Origin of the sequence: Streptomyces aurantiaciflavus (assembly GCF_049808595.1) — a bacterium.
Lineage (GTDB): Bacteria > Actinomycetota > Actinomycetes > Streptomycetales > Streptomycetaceae > Streptomyces.
Map to the genome: position 1 here is coordinate 262095 of NZ_JBNCAQ010000011.1, position 11672 is coordinate 273766.

The following is an 11672-nucleotide window of genomic DNA, read 5'->3' on the forward strand; positions in this document are numbered from 1 at the left end:
CCGGCTCCCCACTGCTCGACCCCCCTCGCCGTCCGAGAAGGCACAAGACGGTCAGTAGTCGAGGCCCGCGTACCAGTCCCCACGCCCCCGTGGGGTCAGGTCGAGGAGGTGCCAGACGGGGGTCAGGAGGTCGATGCCGCGCTGGTCGATGTCGTCGGCCATACGGGGGTGGGCGGAGTAGAAGTGGCGGATCGTGCCGTCGCCGTCACGGGTGAAGACGGACACCGTGGAGTCCTGTTCGCCGTCCTTGTCCTCGCTGCCCAGGTCGTACTTGAACGTACTGTCGCCGCAGCTCAGCAGACGCAGCCGCTGCCAGCCGCGGTCGCGGGCGTGCTCCCGCAGGGTGGGTGGGTCGGCGGCCGCGGCGACGGCGAAGTCCGCTGTGCGGGCGAGGTGGCGGGCGATGCCGTTGAAGCCGTCGATCCACAGGGTGCACATCGGGCAGGGGCTGGTCTGCAGCTTGCCGTACATGAAGTGGTACACGATCAGTGGCCGGTCGGGGGCGGTGAACAGCCCGCTCAGGGTGACCTCACGGACCGGTGTGTCGCCCGCGTCGAGGTCGGCGGGGCCCTCCAGGAAGACGTAGTCGTCCACGGGCGGGCCTTGTGGGAGGGCCCGTCGTAGGGCCGCGACCTTCTCGCGGTGGCGCATGAGGTCGATCTCGGCCGTGCGGAGCTCTTCGCGGGCTTCGAGGTACTCCGCCGATTCCCCGGCCAGTCTGGTGTGCCGCAACATCGCGTCCTCCTGGGGTGGCCGCCCCCTCGGTTCCCGCTCCGGCTGGCCGGCTCCCAGCCCGCGCCCCGCGTCCCCGAACCGTTCCCTCGAGTCTAGGGCGGCTCCTGGCTCAGCCGACACTCGAGCGGAACGCCGGTGACGTCGGGCCCTGGCGCGTCAAGGGCGGTTCCGCTTGCGGTGATCCCGTTCCTCCGGCCGGGAGGACGGCCACTGGTCGAGTGCCTCGTCCGGCGCGAGCCGGGCCAGCGCCTCCGTCAGGCGGTCGCATGCCTCTTCGATCTCCCGGAGCGTGCGGTCCCGCTCGGTGATGACCGCCGAGAGCAGAAGCGCGGTCAGCGACACGGTGCCGTTGAAGGCCTGCAGGATGACCATCTGGGCGAGGAGATCGTGACCGGAGAAGGGGCCCGAGCCTTCGGCCCCCGCGTGGATCGCGATCACGGAGGTGAACAGCACGCAGGGCGCCGCGCCGGCCAGCTGGAAACGGAAGGCCGCCCAGATCAGGAAGGGGCCGACGAGGAAGAGCAGGTTGACCGAGCTGTTGGTGGCCACCAGGGTGACCGCTGCCGTACCGCCCAGCAGGGCCACCGCCTCGGCCCAGCGCAGCACGGGCACCCCCCTCGGCCACCAGGCGTTGCGCGCGACCAGCAGCAGCGGCGCGACCACCAGGACACCCATCGCGTCGCCCGTCCACCACACCGACCAGGCCGGCCAGAAGTCCTGGGACGTCAGCGCACCGGAGGCCACCAGTACCCCCGTGCCGACGGTCGCGCTGAGCAGCATCCCGGTCAGGGCCCCGAGGAAGACCAGCGCCAGAGCGTCCTGCAGCCGGTCCAGAGCGGTACGGAATCCCACGCGCCGCAGGAGCAGGAAGGCGCACACCGGCGAGAGCGTGTCGCCGACCGTGATGGCGAGCACGGGGAGGATCGACGGCCCGAGCGTCACGTTCACCAGGAACGCCCCGAGCGCGACGGCCGGCCACACACGAAGGCCCCACAGCATCAGGGCGACCAGGGCGATGCCGGTGGGCGGCCAGAACGGCGTGACCTGCCCCCGCACCAGTTGCTGCTGCAGCCCGATTCTGGCGCTGACGTAGTAGGCGCCCGCCACGGCGGCCAGTCGCAGGCCCTCGACGGCGTACGGCCGCAGCCGCGCACCGCGTGCCGCACCGGTCATGCCCGCCTGCCCCCGGTGCGCCGGGGCGGGCGTGCCGGACCGGCGTCGGACACGTCGTTCAGGCCGCGCATGCCGCTCACCCTTCGCCCTGCCGCTGCTCCGGAAGCCCTCCGTAGCGAAGGACGAGGACCGCGGCATCGTCGCTGTGGCGGGTGAAGTCCGCCACCTCGATTATCCGCGCGGCCAGCTCGTCGGGGTCGGTGCGACAGGCGCTGCCGGCCAGTGCCGCCACCCGCTCGAGCCCCTCGTCGATCGGGTAGCCGGGGCCTTCCACCACGCCGTCGGTGATCAGCACGAAGGCGCCCACGTCGGTCAGTGAACGGCGGGTCGACGGGTAGCTCTCGCCCGCGTGGATGCCCAGCGGCAGACCGCCGTCGTTCAGCACGATGTCGCAGCGGCCGTCGGCCCTGGCCCAGACGGCGGGCACGTGCCCGGCGCGAGCTTCGGCGAGCTCGCCCGTGGCCGGGTCGAAGCGCAGGAACGTACAGGTGACGAAGAGCCCGGAGTCCATGGCGACGAGCACGTCGTTGGTGCGCCGGAGCACCTCCGCCGGGTCCGTGGCAGCCGTCGCGACGGCCCTGAGGCAGGCGCGGACCTGCCCCATGAGCGCCGCGGCCTCGACATCGTGGCCCTGCACGTCCCCGATCGCGAAACCCACCGAGCCGTCCACCATGAGGAAGCCGTCGTACCAGTCGCCTCCGATGTCGAGCCCGGTCCGCGCGGGCACGTACCGTCCCGCCGCCTGCAGACCGGGCAGGACCGGCAGCTCGGCGGCGAGGACCTGGCGCTGCAGCGCGGCAGCGAGCTCCACGCGGGCCTGCTGGAACTTGATCCGGTCCAGTATCCGGCTGGTCAGTTCCGCGAGCGTCCGCAGGATGTCTCCGGTGCCACCGGGCGGGGCGGTGCGGCGGTGAAGCATGGCATCACACTCCGGGTCCCTTCGGAGTCGCGCCATTTGTCCGAGTATTCCGACTCTCACGGTACGCCGTGGGCCGCGACCGCGCGGCTGCCCGGGACGGTCCCGTCCGTCCCGGGCGGCCGGGGGATCAGCCCCAGGTGGCGTTGAGCTTCGCGGCGTAGCCCGCCATGTAACCCGCCAGGTTGGGGTGGAAGACCGAGGCCGGGTCGGTCAGGTCGTTGATCCACGGGTCGGCGCCGCACGCCCCGTGACCCTTGAACGGCTCACGCATGTCGAGGAAGTAGACCGGCTCCTTGACCGACGCGGCCCTGGTGCCCTCGGCCAGCGCGTCGGCCAGACCGTTCATGGCGGTGCGCTTGGCCGGGCTGAGGTCGATCACGGGGCAGACCCCGGACGAGGAGACCGTCTGCGGATAGCCGAGGACGAGGATCAGGGCCTTCGGTGCGCGGGCCTTGATGTCCTTGTAGAGGCCCGCGAGCTCCGTCACCAGTTGGTTCTTCGCGTAGGACGACATCCAGTCCGTGGCCGTCCTGCAGTAGCTGTCGCTCTGGGTGAGGCACGCCTGGACCACGGAGGAGAACTGGGCGTCGTTGCCGCCCACCGTGAGGGTGACGAAGTTGGTGCCGGCGCTCAGGGCGGACAGCTGGTTGTTCCGCACGTCCGCGATGGTCGCACCGCTGCAGGAGACGTCCTTCAGCTTGTACTGCGGGTGCGCGGCCGCCCACTGGGACGGGTAGTTGAGCAGGCTGCGCTTGCAGTCACCGCTGGAGCTGTCGTAGTGCCCCGCGCCGACCCCGGACGCGTACGAATCACCGAGAGCCACGTATTCCAGCTCCGTCGCCGCCTGCGCGGGCGTGCTGATCGTCCCGGCCATCGCGGCGAACGCCAGCACGGCGCCGGCGACGACCGACGTCAATTTACGCATGAGTTCCCTCTGGGTCGCGGAGTCCGGATCGATGACCGCGGTGAGGAATGAACAGCGGTCCACCGATCCTTCAACTCCTGGGTTGTGCACAGGAGTTGCCAGCCTACCGAGCGGGAATTGACTTTCTTTCAGGAAAAGGGGGGTGCAGCGGCCGTTCTCCTGACACCGCGAGGTGCCGCCGAGAATCCGTGCAGGAGCCTCACACGGACTGCACATGGCTTTCCGAAGGCGTCGTTAGTGTTACGAGCCGCTCGATCCCACGTACGAACGTGACCGGGCCGTGGCCTGGCGGGTCGACGGCACGTCAACTCAGGAAGACCACAGATGGACTACTGCTCCTCGTGTCACCGGCATCTCAACGGCGCCCTGGTGTGTCCCGGGTGCGGCGCCTACGCCCCCGACATCGCCCCGGCCACCACCGGCGGCCGTATCGTCCCGGCCCCGGTCTCCACCGTGTCGCTGCGTACGACGGCCGCACCGGAGCCCACGGCCTGGGACACGTGGCTCGACGACCGGCCCGGTGACGAGGTGGACGCGGCGGCGCTCCGGTCCGGCGTCGAGGAGGCGGCCCCGCCGAGCGACCCGTCCGGCGATCTGGAGGATGTGCCGGTCGCGCCGCAGGGGCGGGCCGCTCGGCGTCGGCAGCGCGCCCGCTGGAAGAAGAGCCAGCGCCGGGCCGTGGTCGCGACCGCCGTCGCGCTCGTCGGCGGCGGTCTGACCCTGGCCTCGATGGACCGGCAGTCCGGCGACCACACCCAGGCGGCCACGGCGCCGAAGGACCCCGGCAACGGCGCACTCGAGGAACAGTCGGCGCAGGACTACCTCCCGACGGCGGCACAGCCCGACGCGCAGCGCTCCTCGCCCGCGTCTGCCCCCCAGACACCCATATCCGACGACACACCGCGCCGGCAGCACGCGAGCGCCCCGCTCCCCACCACGCCGTCGCACGCCCAGGCGGACGCCGCCGCCGCTCCTCGTACGGTGACCGTGTCGAAGTCACAGTCGCAGTCCACCGCCGGCTCCTCCGGCGGAACGGCGTACGACGGCACCGACAGCTACAGCGGCGGCAGCAGCAACAGCGGCAGCGGCGCGGCGGACACGACGACTTCGCAGGGGTCCGCCGCCACCGCCACCGACGCCACCGACCCGGGAACCACGACCCCGGGAACGTCTCAGGCGAACCCGGCACCCGCCTCCACCGCACCGTCGGAGCTCTGCGTACTCGTCCTGTGCCTCGGCTGACCACGCCCGACCGCGGCATCCCGGCCGGCGGCAGGAGGGGCGTCCACGCCGGACCGGCATGAGGTGCGGGTGGGCAAGGTGACCGTGAGGTCGGATCCCGGCCCGCGGCCCCGGTCGTAGTCGGCCGGACGCGCTCCACCACCGGCTCGGCGCAGCCCTCCGCCGCTGATCAGCGAGACGCGGCGCCTCGGCTGACGCGTATCTTCGACTGACCGTGCGGGCGTTCCTCCCAGTCCTCCATGAAGCGGGCGTGCAGACCGTGTTTGCGGGCCAGGGCCAGAAGGGTTTCGGTGCGGTAGTAGAAGTCCTCGCGCAGCACCTGGTGTTCGGTGCCCTCGGTGCGGTCGAAGGTGAAGTCGAAGAACCCGGTGTCGGTCAGCACGCGTCCGACGTGGGCGAGGCATTCCTCGATGACGTCCAACGGCGAGTGCGAGAAGACGCTGTGCGCGTGGACGACGTCGAAGTGGTCGCCGGGCAGGAAGTCCAGGGTGAGGTCACCGGTGATGGTCAGGTGCGGCAGCTTGTCCTGGAGCCGGCGCTCGGAGAGGGTCCGCTTGGCGGCGATGAGGATGTCGGGCGAGATGTCGATGCCGTAGTAGTCGCCGGTGTCGAGGTGGTCGATGAACCGCCAGCCGCCGCGCAGGTTGCCGCAGCCGATGTCGAGCATGCGGTGTCCGGGGCGCAGCCCGTGCTCGACGAGGTAGTCGAACTGCATCTGCCCGAGCGCCAGCCAGCGGTCGTGGGTCTGGCTGCCGACCGCGGCCTCCGGGTTGCGGCGGGTGTCCGAGGCCATCACGGCCCGGTAGTAGCCGACGTGGTCGGGGTGCTTCAGGCGCAGCCAGGCGTCCCGGCCGGCCCGGCGCAGGTACGGGCCGACACGGCCGGGGTGGCGCAGGGCGTAGCCGGCCTTGTGGGTGAGGGCGGCGCGGTTGTTGCGCAGTTTCTTCGGTGACTTGGCGTCTGCGGGCATGGCGAAGCGACCTCCGTGCATGGGCGACCCCGGAGAAGGGATCGAGGACAAGGGACCCTGACGAAGGGGGTCCCGGGGTCAGCGGGTGAAGGGGATGACAGGTGCGGTGGGGCGGCGCGGTCAGACGCGGCGGCGCAGGAGCACCACGGTGAGGGCCGTGAGCAGGAGGGCGAGGCCGCCGAGGACGGCGGTGTCGGCCCACTGGAGCATCCAGTAGTCGCCGGCCGGGTTGGCCTCGTAGAAGCGGGCGACGTAACCGTGCCGGTCCATGCACTCCCTGAGCTGGGCGCCCGAGGGGAAGGGGCAGTTCATCACGTCGTCGCGGCGGCCGGAGGCGGTGACCAGGCCGTAGTGGCCGGTCGACCACTTCTCGCCCATGGGCGGCTTGGGGGTGCTGCCGGCGCTGGTGTAGGTGTGCGGCGGGACCAGCAGGCGGGTGCGGTGCGTCCACTCCAGCAGGAGGGTCGTCGCCCCGGTCACCAGGAGGGTAAGGCCCATGGCGGCCAGAACCCGGCGGGCCACCAGGCCCAGCAGCGTGCCGGCCGCCAGGCCGAACAGGGCCGCGGCCACGACGCGTGGGCCCGAGCCGCTCAGGGCGGTGTTCTCGTACCAGAACAGGCCGTAGCTCCGGTCCGCGGCCGGGCGCCACCACCACGCGAACAACCCGGCGAGCACGCCGGAGACGGCCACCGTGGTCACCGCGGCGAGCGCCATCCGGGAGGCGAACCACTGGCCGCGGCTCACGCCCTGGGCGAGGACCATGCGGTGCGTGCCCAGTTCCCGGTCGCGGCCCAGCAGGGGGGCGCCCCAGAAGACGCCGATGACGACGGGCAGGGCGATGTTCAGCGCGCCGAGGTACTTCAGCGGCTCCACGTCCAGCAGCAGGGGCAGGCCGGTGCCGGACTGCGTGCAGTACAGCGGCCCGGTGCCGCAGTGGTCGAACAGCCCGCTGCGCAGCGCGTCCAGCATGTCCGAGCGGGAGTACGCGGCGATCGCCGCGACGGTGGCCAGTACGACGGCGCCGACGCCGACCAGCAGCCGCTGCTGACGCCAGGCGAGCCAGAGGGAGCCCTTCACGCCGCTGCCTCCGTCCGCTCGGCGTCGGCCGGGCGCACCGTGTCACCGGCCCGGAGGTAGCCGATCAGGATGTCCTCCAGCCGGGGCTGCTGGACGTGCCAGTCGCCGCGCAGCGGTCCGCGCCGCCGTATCAGGGCGGTCAGCTGTCTGCCGCTGGTTCGGCGCTGTACGACGGTGTGCGGTTCGGCCAGGGTGTCGGCCCGGTCGGCGTGCCCGGTCAGCACGGCGTGGCTCTCGCGCACCGCGTCGGCGTCCTCGCTCAGCTCGACGCGGCCCTCCCGCAGCACCAGTACCCAGTCGCAGGTCTGCTCCAGTTCGGGCAGGACGTGCGAGGACAGCACGATGCTCGTGCCGCGCTCGGCGGCCTCGGTCATCAGCGCCGCCATGATCTCGCCCCGTGCCACGGGGTCGAGGTCGGCCATCGGCTCGTCGAGCAGCAGCAGTTCGGGCCGCTTGCCGAGCGCCAGGGCGAGCGCGACGCGGGTGCGCAGCCCGGGGGACAGCTCGCCGACGCGGGCGGTGAGCGGGATGCCGCCCTCGCGGACGGTCCGCTCGGCGGCCGCCCGGTCCCACGTGGAGTTGAGCTTCTCGCCCATCCGCAGGGTGTCCGCCACGGTGAAGCGGGGGTAGAGCGGCTTGTCCTGGGTGAGCAGGGCGACCCGGGCGCGGGCCTCGGGTGTGCCCGGCACGGCGTCGAGTACCCGCAGCTCTCCGGCGTCGGCGCGCAGCAGGCCGCCGGCCAGGTGCAGCAGGGTGCTCTTGCCGGCGCCGTTGCGTCCGACGAGAGCGGTGACACGTCCGCTGGGCACGGTGAACCCGCAGTCCCGCAGGGCCCAGCCGCCGCGCGCCCGGTGCCGGAATCCGAGTCCCGTGGCGCGCAGTGCGGCCGGCGCGTCAGGCCCGGTCATGCGTCCTCCTCTTTCTGCTCCCGGTCGCCCGGGGTGTGGCTGTGTCGCTCGGTGTCGTAGGTGTCCAGGGCGGCTGTGACCATGGCCAGGATGTCGGCCCGTTCCAAGCCCGCCGCCCTCGCGCGTGCCGTCCAGTCGGTGAGCTCCGCGCGCAGCGGTGAGTCGTCCTGCGCGCCGGGCCGCGCGAGCGACCGCGTCACGAAAGTGCCCAGCCCCCGGCGGAGTTCGACCAGGCCGGCCTGCTCCATGTCGCGATAGGCCCGGAGCACGGTGTTGGGGTTCACGGCGGTCGCCGCCACCACCTCCTTGGCCGTGGGCAGCTTGTCCCCGACCTTCAACGTGCCCATCCGGAGCGCCCGTTCGGTCTGCTCGACGATCTGCACGTAGGCCGGTACGCCGCTGCCACGGTCGATCCGGTACTCGACCACGTCACCTTCCACGATCTCAGTGTGCTTGTATTAATTAATTAGTACAAGCATGGTGGAGGCGTGGCAGGGATGTCAATCAGGAGCACTACCCGAGCGGCCCTCGTCGTCGCGATCGCGCTGACTCTCGCCGCGGTGGGCCAGCAGCTCCTGTTGATCGCCGGCCTGGGCGGCCCGCTGCCCGGCCGGCAGCCCTGGCCCTTCCTGCTGGGCGCGGCCCCGGCCTGGTGGCTCGCGCGCCCGAGGTGGCGGCAGGCCGACCCTCCCCGGCCGCTGCGACGGGCGACCCGCGTGCTGCGCCGCATACCGGGCCCCGCGTACCTCGTGGCCGCGCTGACAATGACGGCCGGAATCTGGGCCGTGCTCCAGGACCACGAGCCGTACCTGGGACACGAGGAGGCCGTGTACGCGAACAAGGCCCGCTCCTGGGCCGACGGCACTCCCGACGCGGGCTGGGGCTCCTACCGCCCCCTCGGCCTCCCCGCGCTGGGGCGCCTGGCGCTCGCCGTCCACGACGACGTGGGCAGCCTGCGCGCGGTGGCCCTGCTGCTCACCCTCCTCACCCTCACCACGACCTATCTCGTCGCCGCCCACTGGACCACGCCCCGCCGTGCCGTGGTCGTCGTCCTTCTCCTGCTGTCCGGCCTCGGATTCCTGCGCCGCGTACCGGAGTTCCTCAACGACATCGGCACCACCGGCCTGCTGCTGCTCGTCGTCTTCCTCCTCACGCGAGCCCAGGAAGTCCGGCACTCCCACGCCCTGCCCCTGGCCGCCGCCGTGGCGGTGGTCGCCTTTCACCTGCGCTACGGCAGCGCGGGCAACCTCCTCGCGACAGCCCTGGCCGCGCTGTTCGCCTACGGCCCGCGCGCCTGGCTCGCCCAGGGCCGTCGCCTCGCCGCCGCGCTGGCCGTCCTCGCGCTCGGCCTGCTGCCGCACTTCGTCCACGCCACGTGGGTCACCGGATCGCCGCTCGGCCTGATCCTGTGGGCGGGTTCCCAGGCCAATCGCGTCTACGTGGGCGACGGTCTCGTCTACTACCTGGCGATCTTCCCCTACCGCCTGGCCGGAGACCTGGGAGCGGTGGTCATGACCGGCGGGCTGCTCCTGGCGGTACGCGCCCTGCGCGGCGGAGACGGAGGGGCGCGCGCGAGACGCCGTGTGTTCCTCGGCTCGACGTCCGTCCTCGTCTTCGTCGTCCTCGGTCTGGTGACGGACGGAGAACCGCGGTTCGTCTACCTCCCGGTCATCCTGCTCACCGTCCTGGGAGTCGAGGCCCTGACGGAACTGACCGGGCGAAGGAACAGGGGCCTGCTCGCCGCAGTCGCCGGACTGGCCGGCCTGACCACCGCGGGCACGGCCCAGGTGGTGGCTCACCAGGCCATGCCCGGCCCCCACCACCTCAGCCGCTCCACCGTCCCGGTGGCCGAGCGGCTCGCGACGGACGGCCCCTGCCTGCTGGTCACCGGCTACGAACCGGAGATGGGCTGGTACTCGGGCTGCGACGCCGTCACCTACGCCCAGTACCGCGGCATGGCCCCGCCCCCGGGAACCCGCGTCACCCTGGTCCTCTTCGAACACGGCCGCCTGCAACCGGACGCCGCCGCCCTGGCCCGCCTCGTCGCCGACCGCGACACCACCGTGCGCACGATCCCCACGGACGGCGCCCTGGGGACGGCGACAGCGATCACCCTGGCCCCCGTGTGACGTCCCGCCGGACCTCTGCGCTGGGTAAGTGGCGCCTGTCGATCAAGACAGTGGCGGCGACGAGCGAGGCGCCGAACCGCCCTGCTCGCCGCCGCCTTGCGCGGAGCTCACCTGCAGACGTCCTCACCGAAGGAAGCGATCGAACACGTGCGCATAAGACAGTTCGCAGAAAGAGCGGCACTCTCCGCGGCCCTGGGCCTCTCGCTCCTCGGCTTCGGAGCGACCACGGCCGCCGCGGACACCAGTACCCCCCTGCCGATCAGCTCGTACCGTGACATCGCTGTCGACGCGGCTCACCAGCAGGTGTTCCTCAGCGACCCGTTCGGTGGCAGCGTCGTGGTGACGGACTACACGGGCCAGGTCGTGAAGCAGATCAGCGGTGAGGCCGGCGCCTGGGGACTCACGCTCTCCAGCGACTCCAAGACGCTGTACGTCGCACTCCGCGACGCCGGCGCGATCGCCGCGATCGACACCGCCACCCTGCAGGAGACCGCCCGGTACGACACCGGCACCGGCGCGGGCGTCTACGCCGGCCCGACCTCCCTCGCGCCGGCCGGCGGAAAGCTCTGGTTCGGCTACAGCACCGACACCTGGCACGGCGCCCTCGGCTCCCTGGACCTCAGCGGCGCGCAGCCCGTCGTGACCCTGGGCCAGGGCCTCGACACGTTCCGCGGCTCGCCCCGCCTGGCCGCCACACCGCAGCATCCGGACACCCTCGTCGCCGCCGAGTCCGACGGCAACGCCGCCACCCTGGCGGTGTATGACGTGAGCACCGGCCAGGCGAACGCACAGGCCCGGCGCGTCGATCCGGGAGCGGAGGGGTGCTCGAGCCTTCAGGACCTCGCCCTGACGCCGGACGCCGAGCGGGTCGTCGTCGCCTGCGCCTCGCCCTACTACCACCAGGCGTTCCGCACCGCCGACCTGTCGGACGACGGCACCTACACCACCAGCCACTACCCCGACGCGGTGGCCGTCGCCCCCGACGGCACGATCGCCGCGGGCATCAACGGCGCCACCTCGCCCGACGTCTACCTGTTCACGCCGGGCGACTCCACGGCCTTCAAGAGCTGGGACTTCCCGGCGGCGTCCCCCTACACCAGCAACACACTCCAGTCCGGCGGTCTGGCCTGGTCCCCGGACGGCAGCCGGATCTTCGCCGTCACCCAGGACAGCAGCTCTTCGTCCCTGTCGCTGCAGGTCCTGGACTTCCCGCAGCTCGCCACCACCGTCACCGTGCAGGCACCCGCCTCGTCACCCCGGAACCAGAACCTCACCCTCACCGGCAAGCTCGAAGCGCCCGTGGGATTCGGCGCGGGAACCACCGTCGACATCTGGCGGATCGACGACCCCTCGACGGGCGAGGGAACGATGATCGGCTCCGCGAACGTCGCCGCGGACGGCACGTTCAGCTACACCGACCGTCCGAGGGCCAAGGGCGACGTCCAGTACACCGTCCAGTACTACGGCGACGCGCGGCACGCCTACGCGTACGGCACGGTCACGGTCCACATCACCTCTGACTGAGTCGCCGTTCGAGGTCGTCCCAGGGACCTGACGACGCGGGCGCGGGGGGGGGGGGCGGGGGGGCCCCCCC

At 72.1% G+C, this 11672-nt stretch carries 11 protein-coding genes; 3 read left to right on the forward strand and 8 right to left on the reverse strand.

Translation table 11 applies throughout. From position 1 onward, the window contains the following. Nucleotides 1-51 precede the first annotated feature (51 nt). The 4 genes from ACPT94_RS15960 to ACPT94_RS15975 form a co-directional block, all read right to left on the reverse strand. Nucleotides 52-735, reverse strand: a complete 684-nt coding sequence (locus tag ACPT94_RS15960; RefSeq protein ID WP_425246105.1) for a DUF899 family protein — start codon at nucleotides 733-735, stop codon at nucleotides 52-54. A 156-nt stretch (nucleotides 736-891) separates the two neighbouring features. After that, on the reverse strand, nucleotides 892-1908 hold the full coding sequence (locus tag ACPT94_RS15965) for an MASE1 domain-containing protein (protein WP_425246106.1): 1017 nt from the start codon (nucleotides 1906-1908) through the stop codon (nucleotides 892-894). Between the two features lie 76 nt (nucleotides 1909-1984). Then, nucleotides 1985-2827, reverse strand: coding sequence for a PP2C family protein-serine/threonine phosphatase (locus ACPT94_RS15970; RefSeq protein WP_360345933.1), 843 nt, complete (start codon nucleotides 2825-2827; stop codon nucleotides 1985-1987). Between the two features lie 127 nt (nucleotides 2828-2954). Beyond that, a complete protein-coding gene (locus ACPT94_RS15975; RefSeq protein ID WP_360345931.1) occupies nucleotides 2955-3752 on the reverse strand; it encodes an SGNH/GDSL hydrolase family protein in 798 nt (265 codons plus the stop codon). 324 nt (nucleotides 3753-4076) lie between these two features. Between ACPT94_RS15975 and ACPT94_RS15980 the strand changes: the two genes are divergently transcribed. Further along, nucleotides 4077-4994, forward strand: a complete 918-nt coding sequence (locus ACPT94_RS15980) for an SCO2400 family protein (RefSeq protein ID WP_425246107.1) — start codon at nucleotides 4077-4079, stop codon at nucleotides 4992-4994. A 169-nt stretch (nucleotides 4995-5163) separates the two neighbouring features. Here ACPT94_RS15980 and ACPT94_RS15985 read toward each other — a convergent pair whose 3' ends face one another. From ACPT94_RS15985 to ACPT94_RS16000, 4 genes are all read right to left on the reverse strand, one after another. After that, complete coding sequence (locus ACPT94_RS15985; RefSeq protein ID WP_425246108.1) at nucleotides 5164-5964, reverse strand: class I SAM-dependent methyltransferase; 801 nt, start codon at nucleotides 5962-5964, stop codon at nucleotides 5164-5166. A 120-nt stretch (nucleotides 5965-6084) separates the two neighbouring features. After that, nucleotides 6085-7041: a transporter gene (locus ACPT94_RS15990; RefSeq protein WP_425246109.1), complete on the reverse strand. Its 957-nt coding sequence runs from the start codon at nucleotides 7039-7041 to the stop codon at nucleotides 6085-6087. After that, complete coding sequence (locus tag ACPT94_RS15995; RefSeq protein ID WP_425246110.1) at nucleotides 7038-7949, reverse strand: ABC transporter ATP-binding protein; 912 nt, start codon at nucleotides 7947-7949, stop codon at nucleotides 7038-7040. Before ACPT94_RS15995 ends, ACPT94_RS15990 begins: the two co-directional genes overlap by 4 nt. After that, a complete protein-coding gene (locus ACPT94_RS16000) occupies nucleotides 7946-8389 on the reverse strand; it encodes a GntR family transcriptional regulator (RefSeq protein WP_425246111.1) in 444 nt (147 codons plus the stop codon). Before ACPT94_RS16000 ends, ACPT94_RS15995 begins: the two co-directional genes overlap by 4 nt. Nucleotides 8390-8446: 57 nt before the next feature. On the opposite strand from ACPT94_RS16000, the gene ACPT94_RS16005 reads away from it, so the two are divergent. Beyond that, nucleotides 8447-10078 carry a glycosyltransferase gene (locus ACPT94_RS16005; RefSeq protein WP_425246118.1) on the forward strand — a complete coding sequence of 544 codons (1632 nt, stop codon included), beginning with the start codon at nucleotides 8447-8449 and terminating at the stop codon, nucleotides 10076-10078. 147 nt (nucleotides 10079-10225) lie between these two features. Next, on the forward strand, nucleotides 10226-11602 hold the full coding sequence (locus ACPT94_RS16010) for a YncE family protein (protein WP_425246112.1): 1377 nt from the start codon (nucleotides 10226-10228) through the stop codon (nucleotides 11600-11602). Nucleotides 11603-11672: the final 70 nt, after the last annotated feature.

Coding starts and splice junctions, on each gene's coding strand:
- ACPT94_RS16005 (WP_425246118.1), top strand. CDS start 8,447: ATGTCAATCAGGAGCACTACCCGAGCGGCCCTCGTCGTCGCGATCGCG.
- ACPT94_RS15965 (WP_425246106.1), bottom strand. CDS start 1,908: ATGACCGGTGCGGCACGCGGTGCGCGGCTGCGGCCGTACGCCGTCGAG.
- ACPT94_RS15970 (WP_360345933.1), bottom strand. CDS start 2,827: ATGCTTCACCGCCGCACCGCCCCGCCCGGTGGCACCGGAGACATCCTG.
- ACPT94_RS15975 (WP_360345931.1), bottom strand. CDS start 3,752: ATGCGTAAATTGACGTCGGTCGTCGCCGGCGCCGTGCTGGCGTTCGCC.
- ACPT94_RS15995 (WP_425246110.1), bottom strand. CDS start 7,949: ATGACCGGGCCTGACGCGCCGGCCGCACTGCGCGCCACGGGACTCGGA.
- ACPT94_RS15960 (WP_425246105.1), bottom strand. CDS start 735: ATGTTGCGGCACACCAGACTGGCCGGGGAATCGGCGGAGTACCTCGAA.
- ACPT94_RS15985 (WP_425246108.1), bottom strand. CDS start 5,964: ATGCCCGCAGACGCCAAGTCACCGAAGAAACTGCGCAACAACCGCGCC.
- ACPT94_RS15980 (WP_425246107.1), top strand. CDS start 4,077: ATGGACTACTGCTCCTCGTGTCACCGGCATCTCAACGGCGCCCTGGTG.